The organism is Pseudomonas sp. SMV7 (assembly GCF_052041995.1).
Taxonomy (GTDB): Bacteria; Pseudomonadota; Gammaproteobacteria; order Pseudomonadales; family Pseudomonadaceae; genus Aquipseudomonas.
This window is the reverse complement of record NZ_JBKGGT010000004.1, coordinates 159645-177801: the sequence shown is the minus strand read 5'-3', so window position 1 is coordinate 177801 and position 18157 is coordinate 159645. Positions and strand designations below refer to the sequence as shown.

General features: G+C 62.7%; 17 protein-coding genes and 1 tRNA gene. 9 read left to right on the top strand and 9 right to left on the bottom strand.

Going from position 1 to position 18157, the window contains the following annotated elements; all coding sequences use genetic code 11:
- The first annotated feature begins 231 nt into the window (after nucleotides 1–231).
- Nucleotides 232–1617 carry a GABA permease gene (gabP, locus tag ACLEJP_RS07080; protein WP_013970487.1) on the top strand — a complete coding sequence of 462 codons (1386 nt, stop codon included), beginning with the start codon at nucleotides 232–234 and terminating at the stop codon, nucleotides 1615–1617.
- 178 nt (nucleotides 1618–1795) lie between these two features.
- Here the strand turns inward: gabP and ACLEJP_RS07075 are convergent, their stop codons facing one another.
- Complete coding sequence (locus ACLEJP_RS07075; protein WP_440805102.1) at nucleotides 1796–2239, bottom strand: hypothetical protein; 444 nt, start codon at nucleotides 2237–2239, stop codon at nucleotides 1796–1798.
- Between the two features lie 235 nt (nucleotides 2240–2474).
- Here ACLEJP_RS07075 and ACLEJP_RS07070 point away from each other — a divergent pair, with 235 nt between their 5' ends.
- Nucleotides 2475–2702: a hypothetical protein gene (locus ACLEJP_RS07070; RefSeq protein WP_440805101.1), complete on the top strand. Its 228-nt coding sequence runs from the start codon at nucleotides 2475–2477 to the stop codon at nucleotides 2700–2702.
- 42 nt (nucleotides 2703–2744) lie between these two features.
- On the opposite strand, the gene ppk2 is transcribed toward ACLEJP_RS07070, so the two are convergent.
- The 5 genes from ppk2 to ACLEJP_RS07045 form a co-directional block, all read right to left on the bottom strand.
- Entirely contained in the window at nucleotides 2745–3725 is a 981-nt protein-coding gene (gene ppk2 / locus ACLEJP_RS07065; RefSeq protein ID WP_440805099.1) for a polyphosphate kinase 2, read from the bottom strand.
- Between the two features lie 166 nt (nucleotides 3726–3891).
- Nucleotides 3892–3967 (bottom strand) — tRNA-Phe (locus ACLEJP_RS07060).
- Nucleotides 3968–4057: 90 nt separating this feature from the next.
- Complete coding sequence (locus tag ACLEJP_RS07055) at nucleotides 4058–4330, bottom strand: oxidative damage protection protein (RefSeq protein WP_003257478.1); 273 nt, start codon at nucleotides 4328–4330, stop codon at nucleotides 4058–4060.
- Nucleotides 4327–5394 carry an A/G-specific adenine glycosylase gene (gene mutY / locus ACLEJP_RS07050; RefSeq protein ID WP_440805098.1) on the bottom strand — a complete coding sequence of 356 codons (1068 nt, stop codon included), beginning with the start codon at nucleotides 5392–5394 and terminating at the stop codon, nucleotides 4327–4329. Before mutY ends, ACLEJP_RS07055 begins: the two co-directional genes overlap by 4 nt.
- Nucleotides 5391–7628, bottom strand: a complete 2238-nt coding sequence (locus tag ACLEJP_RS07045) for an AsmA family protein (protein ID WP_440805097.1) — start codon at nucleotides 7626–7628, stop codon at nucleotides 5391–5393. Before ACLEJP_RS07045 ends, mutY begins: the two co-directional genes overlap by 4 nt.
- Before the next feature lie 286 nt (nucleotides 7629–7914).
- On the opposite strand from ACLEJP_RS07045, the gene ACLEJP_RS07040 reads away from it, so the two are divergent.
- The 6 genes from ACLEJP_RS07040 (at nucleotide 7915) to hisF (ending at nucleotide 12836) form a co-directional block, all read left to right on the top strand.
- A complete protein-coding gene (locus tag ACLEJP_RS07040; RefSeq protein WP_440805095.1) occupies nucleotides 7915–9576 on the top strand; it encodes an OFA family MFS transporter in 1662 nt (553 codons plus the stop codon).
- Between the two features lie 220 nt (nucleotides 9577–9796).
- Nucleotides 9797–10390 carry an imidazoleglycerol-phosphate dehydratase HisB gene (gene hisB / locus ACLEJP_RS07035; RefSeq protein ID WP_028635305.1) on the top strand — a complete coding sequence of 198 codons (594 nt, stop codon included), beginning with the start codon at nucleotides 9797–9799 and terminating at the stop codon, nucleotides 10388–10390.
- A complete protein-coding gene (gene hisH / locus ACLEJP_RS07030; protein ID WP_440805094.1) occupies nucleotides 10391–11029 on the top strand; it encodes an imidazole glycerol phosphate synthase subunit HisH in 639 nt (212 codons plus the stop codon).
- The gene (locus ACLEJP_RS07025) at nucleotides 11030–11290 is read left to right on the top strand and encodes a DUF2164 domain-containing protein (protein WP_186674953.1); all 261 of its coding nucleotides are present in this window, start codon (nucleotides 11030–11032) and stop codon (nucleotides 11288–11290) included.
- Nucleotides 11291–11317: 27 nt separating this feature from the next.
- The gene (hisA, locus tag ACLEJP_RS07020; protein ID WP_054912521.1) at nucleotides 11318–12055 is read left to right on the top strand and encodes a 1-(5-phosphoribosyl)-5-[(5-phosphoribosylamino)methylideneamino]imidazole-4-carboxamide isomerase; all 738 of its coding nucleotides are present in this window, start codon (nucleotides 11318–11320) and stop codon (nucleotides 12053–12055) included.
- 10 nt (nucleotides 12056–12065) lie between these two features.
- A complete protein-coding gene (hisF, locus tag ACLEJP_RS07015) occupies nucleotides 12066–12836 on the top strand; it encodes an imidazole glycerol phosphate synthase subunit HisF (RefSeq protein ID WP_170027856.1) in 771 nt (256 codons plus the stop codon).
- Nucleotides 12837–12971: 135 nt separating this feature from the next.
- Here the strand turns inward: hisF and choV are convergent, their stop codons facing one another.
- The 3 genes from choV to ACLEJP_RS07000 all read right to left on the bottom strand — a co-directional run bounded on the left by choV (nucleotide 12972) and on the right by ACLEJP_RS07000 (nucleotide 16024).
- The gene (gene choV / locus ACLEJP_RS07010) at nucleotides 12972–14150 is read right to left on the bottom strand and encodes a choline ABC transporter ATP-binding protein (RefSeq protein ID WP_186687549.1); all 1179 of its coding nucleotides are present in this window, start codon (nucleotides 14148–14150) and stop codon (nucleotides 12972–12974) included.
- Nucleotides 14147–14995: a choline ABC transporter permease subunit gene (gene choW, locus ACLEJP_RS07005; RefSeq protein ID WP_225780782.1), complete on the bottom strand. Its 849-nt coding sequence runs from the start codon at nucleotides 14993–14995 to the stop codon at nucleotides 14147–14149. The genes choV and choW overlap by 4 nt, the downstream gene beginning before the upstream one ends.
- Nucleotides 14996–15076: 81 nt before the next feature.
- A complete protein-coding gene (locus ACLEJP_RS07000) occupies nucleotides 15077–16024 on the bottom strand; it encodes a choline ABC transporter substrate-binding protein (protein WP_440805092.1) in 948 nt (315 codons plus the stop codon).
- Nucleotides 16025–16466: 442 nt separating this feature from the next.
- Between ACLEJP_RS07000 and ACLEJP_RS06995 the strand changes: the two genes are divergently transcribed.
- Entirely contained in the window at nucleotides 16467–17843 is a 1377-nt protein-coding gene (locus tag ACLEJP_RS06995) for an L-serine ammonia-lyase (RefSeq protein WP_440805090.1), read from the top strand.
- Nucleotides 17844–18157 lie beyond the last annotated feature (314 nt).

Below are 18157 nucleotides of genomic sequence, written 5' to 3'. Positions count from 1 at the left end.
TGTAAGTGGGTATTTCAGTAATCCGAAGATTTGATGCCCTTTCGGTCAGCTCTTGGCCGAAAGCCCTCCGAACCGCGTCGTGAAAGGCCTGCCGGGCTTTCTGACGAACGCGTTCCGTATATGGCGCGCTTATTGCCAGCAGGAAACCGCCGATTGCAGCGACGCCCAGGTCAACCCTTGGCGCGCTTTGTAACCGCAGTCGGGTGGTCCACTCCTTACAAAGGTAGTTTTATGAGCGGTAACAATTCCAATGACCTCGCTCAGGGGCTCAAACAACGGCATGTGACCATGCTGTCCATCGCTGGCGTCATCGGTGCCGGCCTTTTCGTTGGCTCCGGCCACGCCATTGCTGCTGCCGGCCCTGCCGTGCTGCTGGCTTACGCTGCCGCCGGTACGCTGGTGGTACTGGTCATGCGCATGTTGGGCGAAATGGCGGTCGCCTCGCCTGACACCGGTTCGTTCTCTACTTATGCCGACCGCGCCATCGGGCGCTGGGCCGGTTTCACCATCGGCTGGCTGTACTGGTGGTTCTGGGTGCTGGTGATTCCGCTGGAAGCCAACGCCGCCGCAGCCATCCTGCATGCCTGGTTCCCTGCGGTCGACCTGTGGGCGTTCTCCCTGGTCATTACCTTGGCGCTGACCCTGACGAACCTGTGCAGCGTGAAGAACTACGGCGAGTTCGAGTTCTGGTTCGCCCTGCTCAAGGTCCTGGCAATCATCGGCTTCATCGCCGTGGGCTGTGCTGCCTTGTTCGGCTTCGTGCCGAGCAGCCAGGTCAGCGGTGCCAGCCACCTGTTCGACACCCAGGGCTTCATGCCCAACGGCCTGGGCGCGGTGCTGGCAGCCATGCTGACCACCATGTTCTCGTTCATGGGTACCGAAATCGTCACCATCGCCGCGGCCGAGTCGAAGGACCCGGGCAAGCAGATCAGCCGTGCCACCAACTCGGTGATCTGGCGTATCTGCCTGTTCTACCTGGTGTCGATCTTCCTGGTCGTGGCCTTGGTACCGTGGAACGACCCGGCGCTGGCCGAGACCGGTTCCTACCAGACCGTGCTGAGCCGCATCGGCGTGCCGAATGCCAAGCTGATCGTCGACATCGTCGTACTGATCGCGGTCACCAGCTGCCTGAACTCGGCGCTGTACACCTCCTCGCGCATGCTGTTCTCGCTGAGCAAGCGCGGTGACGCCCCGGCCATCGCCCAGCGCACCACCAAGTCGGCGACCCCGCACGTGGCGGTACTGCTGTCCACCGCAGCGGCGTTCCTCTGCGTGTTCGCCAACTTCGTGGCCCCGGCCCAGGTGTTCGAGTTCCTGCTGGCAAGCTCCGGTGCCATTGCCCTGCTGGTGTACCTGGTGATTGCCGTGTCGCAGCTGCGCATGCGTGCCCAGCGTGAGGCCCGTGGCGAGAAGATCACCTTCAAGATGTGGCTGTTCCCGGGCCTGACCTGGGCGACCATCGCCTTCATCATTGCCATCCTGGTGGTGATGGCGCTGCGTGAAGACCACCGTGCCGAAATCATCGCGACCGCGCTGCTGAGCATTGGCGTGGTGGCGGCTGGCTTGCTGGTGCACCGCAAGCGTGAAGCTGCCGGGCGGGTAGCGCTGGATAACTGATCCGCGCTAGCTGTAATGAAAAGGCCGCGTCCTGTGCAGGGCGCGGCCTTTTTTTGTTTTCTGTTCCGGCCCTTTCGCGGGCTTGCCCGCTCTCACATGGGGTGTTGCCTTCAGGCTGGCGGTGAACCTGTGGGGCCGGGCAAGCCCGCGAAGGGCTGGAACAGGCTACATGGCCCTGTCAGCCAAACTGCTTCTGCTGCTGTTGCTGCTTGGCAACCAGCTCCGAGGCTGCCACATAGGCTGCCTGGAATTCGTCGCTTTCCAGCCAGGCCATGGTGGCGTCTTCGTCTGCGCCGTCCAGCCATTTACGGTAGGCGTTGAACACCAACACGATGTAGTCGGTGGCGTGTTCTTCCTTGTGCCCCTTGAGCACCAGGCCCAGCAGTGGGTCTACCAGGAACACCGAGATCATCGGGACCAGGCCGCCCTCCTGGGCTTCCTTCATCTTCTTGAACAGCGCGTCGTAGCTGCCCGACTCCATGGCCTTGTTGTACACCTGCTCGACGCTGGCGCTGTCACCGGCGCTGGCCTTTACCGCCTGGCCACTGCGTACCATGCGGTTCTGCTTGGCCTTGCTGGCGGCGCGCTTGGCGCGTTTCTGTTGCTTGGTGGGGGTGGCCATGGGGAATCCTGGGGCTGCTTGAAGTTGCGCGTATTGAAGCGCAATTGCTTGAGAAACCCAAGCTGTACACCGTTACAACGCAGGCTGGCGGGTTGATATGGACACGTATCCAGATTATGTCCGCCGCCCGAGCTACCTAACCTCTCCCTCGCTGTCGCCCATGCTCGGGCGACAGTCGATCATCGCGCCAGATCGGCGTTCACAGGCAGCGCACAGTTGCGCTAAGGAGAGAGTCGTGAAGCATGGCTATCTTCTTACCCTGTATGGTTATGACGAGGAAGATGACCTTTACTATGCGACCGGGTTCGCCAAATGCAACCAACAGGCGCTCACAAAAGCTGACATCGTGGCAATTATCGAGGACAGCAAGAAGCACGGTGACCTTCAGTTGCACAGCGTCTCCTATCTGGGGCACATGACCGAGGACGCTTTCGAGCATCTTCGTTCCATGTCGGGCGAATAAGGGGGGCCCGCAGGCCGTGCTCGGCCTGCGGGGACTGTTGCTTCAGCCCGCTGGTTGTAATGTGTCGTCTTCTTCCAAGCCGCGCGCAGCCCGGCCTACCAGCAGGGGGTCGGGTGCATGCGCCACCTGAGGGTCCTTGCCCGGGTAATCCAGCGCATGCAGAAAGTGCCGAATACAGTTGATCCGCGCCCGCTTCTTGTCATCGGACTTGATCACCGTCCAAGGCGCGTCGGCGGTATCGGTATGGAAGAACATCGCCTCCTTGGCCGAGGTGTAGTCCTCCCACTTGTCCAGTGACTTGATGTCGATGGGTGACAGCTTCCAGTGCTTGAGCGGGTCGTCCCGGCGCGAAATGAAGCGGCGCAGCTGCTCTTCGCGGTTCACCGAGAACCAGTACTTGAACAGCAGGATGCCGCTGTTGCACAGCATGCGCTCCAGCTCCGGGGCCTGGCGCATGAATTCCAGATACTGCAGTGGTGTGCAGAAATCCATCACTTTCTCGACCCCGGCGCGGTTGTACCAGGAGCGGTCAAAGAACACCATTTCACCCGCGGTAGGCAGGTGCTGGATGTAGCGCTGGAAGTACCACTGGCCTTTTTCCTGCTCGGAAGGCTTCTCCAGGGCGACGATGCGCGCGCCCCGTGGGTTCAGGTGTTCCATGAAGCGCTTGATGGTACCGCCCTTGCCCGCCGCATCGCGTCCTTCGAACAGGATCACCACGCGCTGGCCGGTTTCCTTCACCCAGCTTTGCACCTTCAACAATTCGATCTGCAGCGCGTGCTTGGCCTTTTCATACTCCTGGCGGCGCAGCCGGGTGCGGTAGGGGTAGCTGGCAGGCAGACGGGCTGAAGTGCTGTCTTCATTGCTGCCTTTGGGCGCCGTGGCCACTTCCAGGGCTGCGGGTTGCTGGCTGACACGGGTGATACTTGGCTCCGGCTTGCGCTGGCGTGGGCGGCGGGTGCGGGCTGGGGCGGCAACGGGTTCGCTGGGGGCGGGGAGCAGGAGGGGGGATTCTTCGCTCATGGAGGTCCTTGCAAATCGATTCGAAAGTCCATCATCGATTATGAAGGTGGGCGAAAGTGGCGGTTTGATGCTGATCAATGCAGAAAATACAGACAACAAAAAACCCGCACTAGGCGGGTTTCTTGTTGTCGCTTCGGGTAACTTTGCAACCACCAGAAGCTGAAGGTGGTGCCCAGAGACGGAGTCGAACCGCCGACACGAGGATTTTCAATCCTCTGCTCTACCGACTGAGCTATCTGGGCGACGAGGTGAATTAAATAGACTTTCAGACCGCTCGTCAACGACTTTTTGAAAAAATTTTAAATTAATTCCGTCGCTTACGTTCCGTGGGGTCATTCCGAGGGTGGTACGTAGCCTTCCGCCTGGGCGTACTCTTCGCCGGCGAAAAACTTGTCCATCTCGCCCTGGAGGAATTTGCGGTCCTCGGCGTTCATCATGTTCAGGCGCTTTTCGTTGATCAGCATGGTCTGGTGTTTCTGCCAGTCGGCCCAGGCCTTCTGCGAGATGTGTTCGAAGATGTCCTGGCCCTTGGCGCCGGGGTAGGGCGGGCGCTCCAGGCCTGGCAGTTCTTCTTTGTACTTGCGGCACATCACGGTGCGGGTCATCGGGCGTCTCCTGCGATCAGTTCGTCGGCCGCGCGTTTGAGCAGTTTTTTCACCGGGGCGGCAAGGCCCAGGCGCGGCGGGGTGGCGAGGTTATACCAGAGCCAGTCGGCCTCGGCCACGTGCTGGCCGAGCGGGTCGACGCGCACCAGCCAGGGCTCGATCGCCAGCTGGAAGTGGCTGAAGGTATGGGTCAGGCCGTCCATGGCGCGGCTTTCGGCCAGGCTCAGGCCGTGCTGATAGGCCAGGTCGTCGAGCTGGGCGATGTCGTCCAGTTCCGGCAGGCTCCACAAGCCACCCCACAGCCCGCTGGACGGTCGGCGGTAAAGCAGGATGGCGCCTTCGCGGTTGGCCAGCAGCGGCATCAGCGTGCGCCGTTGAGGCAACGCCTTGCGCGGCTTGGGCTCCGGGTAGCGGGTTTCTTCGCCGTGCAGGTGCGCTTCGCAGCCGCGCTGCAGCGGGCAGATCAGGCAGCTGGGCTTGCTGCGGGTGCACAGCGTGGCGCCCATGTCCATCATCGCCTGGGTGTAGTGGTTGGCGCGCTGCTGCGGGGTAAAGCGCTCGGCCGTGGCCCACAGCTGGTTGGCCACCTTGGGCTCGCCAGGGTAGCCGGCCTGGGCCGTGTAGCGGGCCAGCACGCGTTTCACGTTGCCGTCGAGGATCGGTGCGCGGATACCCATGCTGATGCTGGCGATGGCGCCCGCAGTGGAGCGGCCGATGCCGGGCAGCTCGGTGAGCTGTTCGACACTGCGCGGGAATTCGCCACCATGCTGCTCGACCACGATCTTCGCGGCCTTCTGCAGGTTGCGCGCCCGGGTGTAGTAGCCCAGGCCGGTCCACAGGTGCAGCACCTCGTCCTCCGGTGCCTCGGCCAGGGCCTGCACGGTCGGCAGGGCCTGCATGAAGCGGTCGAAGTAATTCAGCACGGTGCTGACCTGGGTCTGCTGCAGCATGATTTCCGACACCCACACCCGGTACGGGGTGATGCCCTGCTGCCAGGGCAGGTCGTGCCGGCCGTGCTCGTCATACCAATCCAGCACAGCGCTGGAGAACTGCTCTGGGGTCATCGCTTGAACAGCCCCTTGAGCGCGTCTTTCAATTCCGGGCTCACTTTGTCTCCGAGTTTTTCATCGAGCTTTTCCTGCAGGCGGTTGCCGGCCAACTTGGCGGCGACCTTGCCCATGCCATCCTGGTCCAGGCGGCAGGCCTTGGCACCCAGCTCCAGCGGGCCACGGCAACGCAGCGGCACTTCCACGCCGACATAGCGTTCGTTGACCTGGCAGGCCGGGTCGGGCATGGCGCGCTGGTCGCCTTCGACAATCACGCCGACCTTGTAGTCCATGCCCAGCACGCGCAGGTCGAGGTCACCCTGGCCGTTGACGGTAAGGCCCGGGATGCGCGCCTTGAGGTCCGGGTTGCTGGCGACCCCGTTGCGTACCACCAGGCTGCCGCGCAGCTCCTGGAAGGGGGTGTCCTTGCCGCGAGGCTCGCCGCTCAGCGATTTGCGGTTGAGCGTGGCGATGGCCTGGCACAGTTGCTGTTCCAGGTTGGCATTGACCAGCACGCCGTCGTTGATGACGAAATTGGCGTTGCCGTTGAGCGTATCGACCAGGGCCTTCTGGCTGTTGCCGGTGGCGGTCAGGTCGCTGGTCAGGGTCAGCAGGCCTTTGACCGGCGGCTGCTGTTGCTTGCCCTCGGTCTTGATGAAGTGCTCCACCGGTACGCGCTGGATGTTGGTGTTCACGCCCAGTTGCGGCACGGCAGGGCGAACGTCGACGGTACCCTTGGCCTCGAACGTGCCGTTGTACAGGCCACCGCGCAGGGTTTGCAGGGTCAGCAGGCCGCCCTGGCCGATGGCCTTGAGCTGGGCGTCTTCGATCGGCAGTTTGTCCAGGGTCAGCGAGCCAAAGGCCAGGTCGGCCTGCAGGTCGAGGGCGCGCAGGCGGTCCACCGGCAGCAGCTTGTCGTCGCTCCAGGCCACCTGGGTCGGGGCGTTCGGCAACGGCGTGGTGCCGGCACCGGCAACCGCACTGGCTTCCTGCTGCTTGACCTCGGCCTGGCGCGCAGCAGTGGCGCCCTTGGCCTGTTCGCTCTTGGCCGGCAGGTAGCGGTCGGCGTCGAAGGTATCGCCTTTGAGCTGCAGGCGCAGCGCCTGCCTGGCGAAGTCTTCAATGGCCACGCGGCCAGCAAAGGTGCTGTCGTCCAGCTTCACGGCCAGGTCTTCCAGGGCCAGGCTGTTCGGCGTGCCTTGCAGGCGGGTGACCATTTCCAGCCTGGAGAAGGCTGCCGGGTCGTTGCTCGCCGGCAGTGGGCGGCCAATGCCGTCGAGGAACGTGCGCAGGTCGAACTGGGCGATAGACAGGCCGCCGCTCAGCTGGGGTGTCTTGTCCAGGTCGCGCAGGTTCAGCTCGCCCAGGGCACGCAGCTGGTTGGCCGAGACTTTCAGGCCGCTCCACGAAGCGACATTGGCACCCAGGTCGACCAGCAGTTGGCCCTGGGCGACGAAGGTCACGGTCTTGCCGCCGGTAGGCTCACCCGAGGTTTCGCCTGACAGGCGCATGTCTTCGAAGTTGTAGCGCTTGAGCTTGCGGTCGAAGCGCAGCTCGCCGGCCAGTTCGGTGCGGGCCTTGATGTTCGGCTGGCTGGCGCTGAGGAAGGCGCTGGCCTTGAGCGGAATGTTCGCGCCTTCGTGAACCGGCCCAGTGCTCAGCTGGATGCTCTCGGCGCTGTAGCTCTGCCCGGTCTTGGCATCGGTGTACTGCACGCGGGCGTTGTTCACGGTCAGGCTGTCGATGTCCAGCTTGACCGTGCGATCGTCGCTGGTAGCCGGTGCCGGTTGCTGTTCGGCGGGTGCCTGGGCTGGGGCATTGGCTTGTGCGCCGGCGTCCTGTGCGGGCAATGGTTTGCCAATGTCTTCCCAGTTGCCATGGCCCTGTTCGTCACGCGCCAGGGTCAGGTTCAGGCCCTCGACGCGTACGTCGCTCATCTGCACTTCGCGGCGCAGCAGCGGCAGTACACGCACCGACAAGCCCAGCATCTGCAGGTCGGCGAACGGCTCCTTGGGCTTGTTCAAGGTGGCGATGCTTGCTTCGTGCAACTCCAGGCCCAGCCACGGGAACAGGCTCCAGCCGATATCACCGTTGAGGGTGAGCTCGACGTGTGCCTTGTCGCGAGCCAGCTGGCGAATCTCGTCTTTGTAGTCGTTGGGATCGAAGAGGTGGGTCAGGGCGAAGCCCAGCGCCACGATGATCAGCAGCAACCCGAGAAGCCCCAGTCCCAGGATTTTGCCGAACGCTTTCATGGGCGAGTCCTTGTAGTCCGTTTGAAATTCAAGCGCCAGAGTATAGCGCCGCAGTGGTTGTCCCTGCGTATTCGTCAAGAGATACAGGGCATTTCCTACGTGTGAAGCACAGGATACGGCTTTCGACAGCCTGGGCGTCGTCAGTTCCGAAAGTGTGGCCGTCGCCAAGCATGACCGTTTCAGCCGAGCAAAAAATAGCAATATCAGATTGCCTTCACGCTACTTGATGCTGCTACCCTTGCGCCGCTTTGCCTGCACTCTCCCCATATAAGAAGGATCCGATCCCATGAGCAGTACCGTCGCGGCGGGGACCCTGGTCAGTGCGCCAGGCTTCCTGTCGAAGGAGCGCATTATCGCCCGCCCGGGCTTCAACCGTTGGCTGGTTCCGCCGGCCGCACTGGCCATTCACCTGTGCATCGGCATGGCCTATGGCTTTTCGGTGTTCTGGCTGCCTCTGTCGCAGGCCCTCGGCATCACCGCCCCGGTCGCCTGCGCAGCGGACATGGGCTTCATGGCCCGCCTGTTCAGCGCCGAATGCGACTGGCCGATCTCGATGCTGAGCTGGATCTACACCTTGTTCTTCGTCTTCCTCGGTTGCTCCGCTGCGGTGCTGGGCGGCTGGCTGGAACACGCCGGCCCGCGCAAGGCTGGCCTGGTCTCGGCGCTGTGCTGGTGTGGCGGCATGCTGATCTCGGCCGTGGGCGTGAAAACCCACCAGCTGTGGCTGATGTGGCTGGGCTCCGGTGTAATCGGCGGTATCGGCCTTGGGCTGGGTTACATTTCGCCGGTCTCGACCCTGATCAAGTGGTTCCCGGACAAACGCGGCATGGCCACCGGCATGGCGATCATGGGCTTTGGCGGCGGCGCCATGGTCGGTGCACCGCTGGCCACTGCGCTGATGGGGCACTTTGGCAATGCGCAAGAAGTGGGGGTGTGGCAGAGCTTCGTGGTCATGGCCGCGATCTACTTCGTGTTCATGACTGCCGGCGCCTTGGCGTATCGCGTGCCGCCGACCGGCTGGAAGCCCGAAGGCTTCACTGCCCCGCTGAAGAAAGCCGGTAACACCATGGTCACCGACCGCCATGTGCACGTCAGCGTGGCGTGGAAAACTCCACAATTTGCGTTGATCTGGCTGGTGCTGTGCCTGAACGTGTCGGCGGGTATCGGCATTCTCGGCATGGCCTCGCCGCTGCTGCAGGAAGTGTTCGCCGGCAAGCTGCTGGGCAACGGGCTGAGTTTCAGCGAGCTGGACAGCGCCCAGCTGGCGCAGATTGCCGCGATCGCCGCCGGCTTCACCGGCCTGCTGAGCCTGTTCAATATCGGTGGGCGGTTCTTCTGGGCTTCGTTCTCCGACTACATTGGCCGCAAGAACACCTACTTCGCCTTCTTCGCGCTCGGGGTTGGCCTGTACAGCCTGGTGCCGAACATGGGGCACCTGGGTAACGTGGCCCTGTTCGTGGCGGCGTTCTGCATCATCCTGTCGATGTACGGCGGTGGCTTCTCCACCGTACCGGCGTACCTGGCCGACCTGTTCGGCACGCAGATGGTCGGTGCCATTCACGGTCGCCTGCTGACTGCCTGGGCGGCGGCGGGCGTGCTGGGGCCGGTGCTGATCACCTACCTGCGCGAGTATCAACTGGCCGCCGGGGTGGAACGTGCCGCGGCTTACGACATGACGCTGTACATCCTGGCCGGCCTGCTGGTGCTGGGCTTTGTCTGCAACATGCTGGTGCGTCCGGTGGCCGACAAGTACTTCATGAGCGATGCCGAGCTGGCTGCCGAGCGGGCGCTGAGCCACGACAAGGGCGCCGATGCCGCGCAGTCGCTGGAGTGGAAGGCGGCACCGGGCAGCCTGCCGCTGGTGCTGCTGGCCTGGGCGGTGGTGGTTGTACCGCTGGCCTGGGGGGTGTGGATTACCCTGCAGAAGACGGCGGTACTGTTCCATTGATGGAAACATCCGGTACCCACGGGTGACCTGATACAGGAGCGGCCTTGCGTCGCGAGGGGCCGCTCCTGCAAACAGTCCCGCATTATTCGCTTGTATAGACCTGTAGCACTAATCAACCCTCGTCATTCCTCGCCATGCCATATGTCATCCGCGTTTCAAGCGGGCGCGTTCTGGGCCTATAATGAAACCCTTTTCGCCCAATGATTTTGCGGAGCTGGTGATGGTTGAACGTAAGGCGTCCGTCGAGCGCAACACCCTGGAAACCCAGGTCAAGTGCTCGATCAACCTCGATGGCAGTGGCAAGGCCCGGTTCGATATCGGTGTGCCTTTCCTTGAACACATGCTGGACCAGATCGCCCGCCACGGGCTGATCGATCTGGATATCGAGTGCAAGGGTGACCTGCATATCGACGATCACCATACCGTCGAGGACGTCGGTATCACCCTGGGCATGGCATTCGCCCAGGCCATCGGTGACAAGAAGGGCATCTTCCGCTACGGCCATGCCTACGTACCGCTGGACGAAGCGCTGTCGCGCGTGGTCATCGACTTTTCCGGTCGCCCCGGCCTGCAGATGCATGTGCCTTATACCCGGGCTAGCGTCGGTGGCTTCGATGTCGACCTGTTCCAGGAATTCTTCCAGGGCTTCGTCAACCACGCCCTGGTGACCCTGCACATCGACAACCTGCGTGGCCACAACACCCACCACCAGATCGAAACCGTGTTCAAGGCATTCGGCCGCGCCCTGCGCATGGCCATCACCCTCGACGAGCGCATGGCCGGGCAGATGCCTTCCACCAAAGGGTGCCTGTAAATGCAGACGGTAGCCGTAATCGACTATGGCATGGGCAACCTGCACTCGGTGGCCAAGGCGCTCGAGCATGTAGGTGCCGGCAAGGTACTGGTCACCAGCGACGCCGCCGTCATCCGTGAGGCCGACCGCGTGGTGTTCCCGGGGGTGGGCGCGATTCGCGACTGCATGGCTGAAATCCGCCGCCTGGGCTTCGACAGCCTGGCGCGCGAAGTCAGCCAGGACCGCCCGTTCCTGGGTATCTGCGTAGGCATGCAGGCACTGCTGGAGCACAGCGAAGAAAACGACGGTGTCGACTGCATCGGCCTGTTCCCCGGCCAGGTGCGCTTCTTCGGCAAGGACCTCAAGGAAGACGGCGAGCACCTGAAGGTGCCGCACATGGGCTGGAACGAAGTCGGCCAGACCAACCATCACCCGCTGTGGCATGACATTCCCGACCGTGCGCGCTTCTATTTCGTGCACAGCTACTACATCGATGCCGGCAAGCCGGCGCAGGTGGTCGGCCGCGGCCATTACGGCGTCGATTTCGCTGCGGCGCTGGCCGATGGCTCGCGTTTCGCCGTGCAGTTCCACCCGGAGAAGAGCCATACCCATGGCCTGCAGCTGCTGCAGAACTTCGTCGCCTGGGACGGGCGCTGGTAAATGAGCAGATCGAAGACCAAGGCCCCGGTCATCACCCTGGCCCCAGAGCAGGAGCGCGCCGCGCTCGACACGCTCAAGCGCTTCCTCGAAGACCGTTTCGAGTTGACGCTGGGTTCGTTCGAGGTGGCTGAGGTCCTCGATGTGTTCAGCAAGGAAATTGCACCCCATTACTACAACAGGGCGATTGCCGATGTTCAGCTGCACCTCAAGGAGCGGTTCGACAGCATCGAAAGCGATCTGTGGGCGCTCGAAAAGCCCTGAAACCCCAAGAACAGACAGGTTCCCAAGATGCTGATTATCCCCGCTATCGATCTGAAGGACGGCGCCTGCGTGCGCCTGCGCCAGGGCCGCATGGAAGACTCCACGGTATTCTCCGACGACCCGGTGAGCATGGCCGCCAAGTGGGTCGAGGGTGGCTGCCGCCGCCTGCACCTGGTCGACCTCAACGGCGCCTTCGAAGGCCAGCCGGTCAACGGTGAAGTGGTTACCGCCATTGCCAAGCGCTACCCGACCCTGCCGATCCAGATCGGCGGTGGCATCCGCTCGCTGGAAACCATCGAGCACTACGTCAAGGCGGGTGTCAGCTACGTGATCATCGGCACCAAGGCGGTCAAGCAGCCAGCGTTCGTTGCCGAAGCGTGCAAGGCCTTTCCGGGCAAGGTCATCGTCGGCCTGGACGCCAAGGACGGCTTCGTCGCCACCGACGGCTGGGCTGAAGTCAGCTCGGTGCAGGTCATCGACCTGGCCAAGCGTTTCGAGGCCGATGGCGTCTCGGCGATCGTCTACACCGACATCGCCAAGGACGGCATGATGCAGGGCTGCAACGTGCCCTTCACCAAGGCGCTGGCAGAAGCTACGTCGATCCCGGTGATCGCCTCGGGCGGCATCCACAACCTGGGCGACATCAAGGCCCTGCTGGACGCCAAGGCCCCGGGCATCATCGGTGCCATCACCGGCCGTGCCATCTACGAAGGCACCCTCGATGTTGCCGAGGCCCAGGCCTTCTGCGACAACTACCAAGGCTGAGGACTGAACCATGGCACTGGCCAAGCGCATCATCCCTTGCCTGGACGTGGATAACGGCCGGGTGGTCAAGGGCGTCAAGTTCGAGAACATCCGTGATGCCGGCGACCCGGTGGAAATCGCCCGTCGCTACGACGAGCAAGGTGCCGACGAAATCACCTTCCTCGACATCACCGCCAGCGTCGATGGTCGCGACACCACCCTGCATACCGTCGAACGCATGGCCAGCCAGGTGTTCATCCCGCTGACCGTGGGCGGTGGCGTGCGCACCGTGCAGGACATCCGGAACCTGCTCAATGCCGGTGCCGACAAGGTCTCGATCAATACCGCCGCGGTGTTCAACCCGGAGTTCGTCGGCGAGGCGGCAGACCGTTTCGGTTCGCAGTGCATCGTCGTGGCCATCGATGCCAAGAAAGTATCCGCGCCGGGTGAAGCACCGCGTTGGGAAATCTTCACCCACGGTGGGCGCAAGCCGACCGGGCTGGATGCCGTCGAGTGGGCGAAGAAGATGGAAGGCCTGGGGGCCGGCGAGATCCTGCTGACCAGCATGGACCAGGACGGCATGAAGAGCGGTTTCGACCTGGGCGTCACCCGCGCGATCAGCGATGCGCTGGGTATTCCAGTCATTGCGTCGGGGGGCGTGGGTAACCTGCAGCACCTGGCTGATGGCATTCTCGAAGGGCATGCCAGTGCAGTGCTGGCGGCCAGCATCTTCCACTTCGGTGAGTACACGGTGCCCGAAGCCAAGGCCTACATGGCTTCGCGCGGCATCGTGGTGCGCTGAAACAGTGATTGGGGCTGCTTTGCAGCCCATCGCGGCTGAAGCCGCTCCTACAGGGACCGCGCAAGCCTGGAAATTTGCGCGGCCCCTGTAGGAGCGGCTTCAGCCGCGATGGGCCGCAAGGCGGCCCCAATTGCATCACCCGTGGTTCTTGCCGAGCAAGGCGTGGTAAAGCTCGGTATCCCCAAGAATCCCAACCACCTTGTCGTTGTCCTGCAACACCAGCTTGTTGCCGGTCTGATAACGAATCTGTAGCGCCTCGCGCATTCCGATATCAGCATTGACCAACGTTGGGCGGCGGCCCAGCAGCTCCACATCCTGCCCAGGTGCCCAGTTCTGCAGGTCGAGCCCGTTCTGCCCTTGGCGTGCGCGCTTGATCGAGCCACCTTCGCCAAGGTCGAGCCACGAGTCGATGCCGGGATCGATGCACACCGAACCATTCACCCGCTTGCACTGGTCCAGGCTGCGCATCAGGCTGCGACCGCACAAGACGTTCAGCGGGTTGGTATGGGCGACGAAGGTGCGCACATATTCGTCGGCCGGGTTCAGCACGATCTCTTCCGGCTTGCTGTACTGGATGATCCGCCCGTCCTTCATGATCGCGATGCGGCTGCCCAGCTTCAGCGCCTCGTCCAGGTCGTGGCTGACGAACACGATGGTCTTGCTCAGCTTCGCCTGCAGGCCCAGCAACTCATCTTGCAGGCCCTGGCGAATCAGCGGGTCGAGTGCCGAGAACGGTTCGTCCATCAGCAGGATGTCGGCATCCATCGCCAGCGCCCGGGCCAGGCCCACGCGCTGCTGCATGCCGCCAGACAGTTCGTCCGGCTTCTTGTTGCGCCACTGGGTCAGGCCCACCAGCTCGAGCTTCTCGTCAACCAGCTTGCGCCGTTCCTTCTCAGGCCGGCCCTGCATTTCCAGGCCAAAGCTGATGTTCTCGCGCACTGTCAGCCAGGGCATCAGGGCAAACTTCTGGAACACCATGGCAATGCGCTTGGTGCGCATCATCTTCAGTTCGGCGGGGGTGCAGTGGGCAATGTCGATGTGCTTGCCTTCGTGCTCGACGAACAATTTGCCACGGCTGACAGTGTTGAGGCCGTTGATACAGCGCAGCAGGCTCGACTTGCCAGAGCCGGACAAGCCCATCAGGACGCAGATCTCGCCCTTCTGGATATCCAGGTTGGCCTTCTCGACACCCACCACCAGGCCGGTTTCCTTGAGGATCTGCTCGCGGGTCTTGCCTTGGTCGAGCAGCGCCAGCGCCTCGCGCGGCTTGCTGGAGAAGATGACGTCGACGTCTTCGAATCGAATGATACTCATGCTTCACCCCTTGCCGGCAGATCCGGTTGCTTGCAGATACGGTCGAGCATGATCGCCAGCAGCACGATCGCCAGGCCCGCTTCGAAGCCCAGGGAGATATCAGCGGTGTTCAGTGCGTTGACCACAGGTTTGCCCAGGCCGTCAGCGCCGACCAGGGCGGCAATCACCACCATCGACAGCGACAGCATGATGCACTGGGTTACGCCGGCGGCGATGCTCGGCATCGCGTGCGGCAGTTCGATACGGGTGAGCAGCTGGCGGCGCGAGCAGCCAAACGCCTTGCCGGCGTCCATCAGCTCCTGCGGTACGTCACAGATGCCCAGGTAGGTCAGGCGGATCGGCGCGGCGATGGCAAACACCACGGTCGAGATCAGCCCGGGCACCACACCCAGACCGAACAGGGTCAGGGTAGGGATCAGGTAGACGAAGGTGGGGACCGTCTGCATCAGGTCGAGTACCGGGCGCATGGCGGTGTAGAACATTGGCTTGTGTGCGGCGACGATGCCCAGCGGCACGCCGATGGCCACGCACACCACCGTGGCGAAGGTGACCTGCGCCAGGGTTTCCATGGTTTCCTGCCAGTAGCCCAGGTTGAGGATCAGCAGGAACGACAGGGCAACGAATGCGGTCAGCGCCCACTTGCGCTGGATCAGGTGCGCCAGGGCGGCGAACAGGGCAATCAGGACGAACGGGTTGAACCAGGTCAGGGCACTGGTGACGCCATGGATCATGAATTCCAGGCCTTGGGCGATGGCGTCGAAGTAATTCGCGCCGTTCTGGGTCAGCCACTCGACGAACGACGCGATGTACTGTCCCAGGGGTATTTTCTGATCGATAAGCATGATAGCGAGCTTCCACCTGCATAGATTGAACTCAACCCGGGGCAGACACGATCCGGCCCCGGGGTAGCGCTATTGCATATTTCGTTATTGCGTCAGCTTGGCCTTGGCTGCCTCGAGGCCTGGTTTGCCGTCCACGGTAGTCACACCGGCCAGCCAGGCATCCAGCTTGGCTGGGTTTTCCTTGAGCCACTTCCTGGCAGCCGCGTCGGGTTTCATCTTGTCGTCCAGGACATAGCCCATCATGGTGCTTTCATCCTTGAGCTCGAACGACAGGTTCTTCAACAGCTGGCCAACGTTGCTGCATTCCTGCACGTAGCCCTTGCGGGTGTTGGTCAATACGGTCGCCTTGCCGAACTCGGGGCCGAAGTAGTCGTCCCCGCCGGTCAGGTACTGCATCTTGAAACGGGTGTTCATCGGGTGCGGTTCCCAGCCGAGGAACACGATGGCTTCGCCGCGCTTCTGCGCACGGTCGACCTGCGACAGCATGCCGGCCTCGCTGGACTGCACGATCTTGAAACCGGCGTCTTTCAGGCCGAAGGCGTTCTTGTCGATCATGCTCTGGATGGTGCGGTTGCCATCGTTGCCCGGCTCGATGCCGTAGATCTTGCTGTCCAGTTCCTTCTTGAACTTGGGAATGTCGCTGAAATCCTTCAGGCCCTTGTCATACAGCGCCTGGGGCACTGCCAGGGTGTACTTGGCGTTCTCCAGGTTGGCGCGCACGGTTTCTACGCTGCCGGCGTCGCGATACTGCTTGATGTCGTTCTCCATGGTCGGCATCCAGTTGCCGAGAAACACATCCAGGTCCTTGCCGGTGGCCAGCGACTTGTAGGTCACCGGTACCGAGATCATGGTGGTGTGGGTCTTGTAACCCAGTGCTTCGAGCACAACGCTGGTGGTGGCGGTGGTGACCGTGATGTCGGTCCAGCCGACATCCGAGAACCTGACCGTCTGACATTGCTCGGGCTCGGCGGCATGGGCCAGCACGGGCGCTGTCAGCATCGCAACCAGCAACAGCGAGAGTGAACCTTTCATGGATGGACTCCTGTGGATTTTGTCTTCGGGTTCGCGTGGGTCGCCGGGCATTCTGGGTGTCCGGTCGACAAGGCCTGCAGAGGGCAGGATGCGTGGCCGTGCTTTACGAGTCGCTTTCGATAATCCTCCAGCGCCGGGCAATCGCCTACTGGTGGAGTCGTAACCAGTACGGAACGGGTCGTATCCAGTACAGGCGATGTCGCTTATGGATTTTTCCACCCCCTCGGCCGCATCTTTACGTCACCAGGCCGCCGTAAAACGGCGTGGCGAGGGCCGGAATCGTGCGGCGCTGCTGGACAAAATTACGTCGGTTGCAGACGGCGAGGGCTACGGCAAAAGCCCGATGATGCGTGCATTCAAGGCGGCCCGCTGCTTCAGCCTAGCAGCTGTCCCGCCCTGCGCATGGCGCGCAGAGACAAGCCCAGCAAGAGGTGATTCGACAATGGCCATCAGCGTGTTCGACCTGTTCAAGATCGGTGTCGGGCCTTCCAGCTCCCACACCGTCGGCCCCATGCGTGCCGGTGCCCTGTTCGTTCAGGGCCTGCGCGAACGCGGCGAGCTGGAGCGTGTGAAGCGGATCGAAGTGCGCCTGTATGGCTCGCTGTCAGCCACCGGCATCGGTCACGGCACCGACAACGCCACCATCATGGGCCTGATGGGCGAATGGCCTGACGCCATTGACCCGACCCAGATCGTGCCGCGTATCGCCGACCTGCGGGAAACCGACACGCTGCTGCTGGATAACCGCCTGCCCATCGAGTTCGTCTGGGCCCGCGACATGCGGCTGCTGGACGAGAACCTGCCGTATCATCCCAACGCCATGACCCTGATTGCCGAAGGCGAACAGGGCGAACTGCACCGCGACACCTACTACTCGGTGGGTGGCGGCTTCGTGGTCGATGCCGCCCAGGCCGCCAGCGGCGTGCTGGATGCCGACCAGACCGAGCTGCCGTACGACTTCGGCAGCGCCGCCGAACTGCTGCGCCTGTGCAAGCAAAACGACCTCAGCGTGTCGCAATTGATGATGGCCAACGAGAAGGTCTGGCGCAGCGAGGAAGAGATCCGCGCTGGCCTGCACAAGCTGTGGGAGGCCATGCAGGAATGTGTCAACAATGGCCTGAAGTACGAAGGCACGCTGCCTGGCGGCCTTAATGTGCGCCGTCGCGCTGCCAAGCTGCACCGCAGCCTGCAGGAAATCGGCAAGCCCAACGTGATCGGCTCGACCATGAGCGCCATGGAATGGGTCAACCTGTTCGCCCTGGCGGTCAATGAAGAGAACGCTGCCGGCGGGCGCATGGTCACTGCGCCAACCAATGGCGCTGCCGGCATCATTCCGGCGGTACTGCATTACTACATGCGCTTCAGCGATGCGGTGAACGAGTCCAGTGTGGTCGACTTCTTCCTCGCCGCTGCGGCAGTGGGCATCCTGTGCAAGAAGAACGCGTCGATTTCCGGTGCCGAGGTTGGCTGCCAGGGTGAAGTCGGTTCGGCCTGTGCCATGGCCGCCGCCGGTTTGGCCGAAGTACTGGGGGCAACCCCGGCGCAGGTGGAGAACGCCGCTGAAATCGCCCTGGAACACAACCTCGGCCTGACCTGCGACCCGGTTGGCGGGTTGGTCCAGGTGCCGTGCATCGAGCGCAACGCCATTGCTGCGGTAAAAGCCATCAACGCGGTGCAGATGGCCTTGCGTGGTGACGGCGAGCACTTCATTTCCCTCGACCAGGTGATCCGCACCATGCGTGACACCGGCGCCGACATGCACGACAAATATAAAGAGACCTCGCGCGGTGGCCTGGCGGTCAGCGCCATTGAATGCTGAGTCGTTGACCCTCTCAAGGGCCTCATCGCGGATGAATCCGGCTCCTACAAGGCATGCATGACCCTGTAGGAGCGGATTCATCCGCGATCGAGGCCCTTGAACGTTTCAAGTGCGCCGCGCCCTGTTTCAGTGCGCGGCCTGAGCTGACCAATCGTCGGCTGTCGCTATCAGCACGGGCATTGTCGGTGACACTCATGAGTGTCGTTTCTGGGCAACCTGCACGCCGCGTGTCACCAAATTGCTCAGTTGCTGCATGCAAGGCGCTAGGACGGTGCTTTGCGAACACCAGTCAAAGCGATCGAAGTACCTGATTT

Bases quoted from the DNA above. Each gene is read 5' to 3' on its own strand.
- gabP (WP_013970487.1), top strand. From the start codon at position 232: ATGAGCGGTAACAATTCCAATGACCTCGCTCAGGGGCTCAAACAACGG.
- ACLEJP_RS07075 (WP_440805102.1), bottom strand. From the start codon at position 2,239: ATGGCCACCCCCACCAAGCAACAGAAACGCGCCAAGCGCGCCGCCAGC.
- ppk2 (WP_440805099.1), bottom strand. From the start codon at position 3,725: ATGAGCGAAGAATCCCCCCTCCTGCTCCCCGCCCCCAGCGAACCCGTT.
- ACLEJP_RS07055 (WP_003257478.1), bottom strand. From the start codon at position 4,330: ATGACCCGCACCGTGATGTGCCGCAAGTACAAAGAAGAACTGCCAGGC.
- mutY (WP_440805098.1), bottom strand. From the start codon at position 5,394: ATGACCCCAGAGCAGTTCTCCAGCGCTGTGCTGGATTGGTATGACGAG.
- ACLEJP_RS07045 (WP_440805097.1), bottom strand. From the start codon at position 7,628: ATGAAAGCGTTCGGCAAAATCCTGGGACTGGGGCTTCTCGGGTTGCTG.
- ACLEJP_RS07040 (WP_440805095.1), top strand. From the start codon at position 7,915: ATGAGCAGTACCGTCGCGGCGGGGACCCTGGTCAGTGCGCCAGGCTTC.
- hisB (WP_028635305.1), top strand. From the start codon at position 9,797: ATGGTTGAACGTAAGGCGTCCGTCGAGCGCAACACCCTGGAAACCCAG.
- hisH (WP_440805094.1), top strand. From the start codon at position 10,391: ATGCAGACGGTAGCCGTAATCGACTATGGCATGGGCAACCTGCACTCG.
- ACLEJP_RS07025 (WP_186674953.1), top strand. From the start codon at position 11,030: ATGAGCAGATCGAAGACCAAGGCCCCGGTCATCACCCTGGCCCCAGAG.
- hisA (WP_054912521.1), top strand. From the start codon at position 11,318: ATGCTGATTATCCCCGCTATCGATCTGAAGGACGGCGCCTGCGTGCGC.
- hisF (WP_170027856.1), top strand. From the start codon at position 12,066: ATGGCACTGGCCAAGCGCATCATCCCTTGCCTGGACGTGGATAACGGC.
- choV (WP_186687549.1), bottom strand. From the start codon at position 14,150: ATGAGTATCATTCGATTCGAAGACGTCGACGTCATCTTCTCCAGCAAG.
- ACLEJP_RS07000 (WP_440805092.1), bottom strand. From the start codon at position 16,024: ATGAAAGGTTCACTCTCGCTGTTGCTGGTTGCGATGCTGACAGCGCCC.
- ACLEJP_RS06995 (WP_440805090.1), top strand. From the start codon at position 16,467: ATGGCCATCAGCGTGTTCGACCTGTTCAAGATCGGTGTCGGGCCTTCC.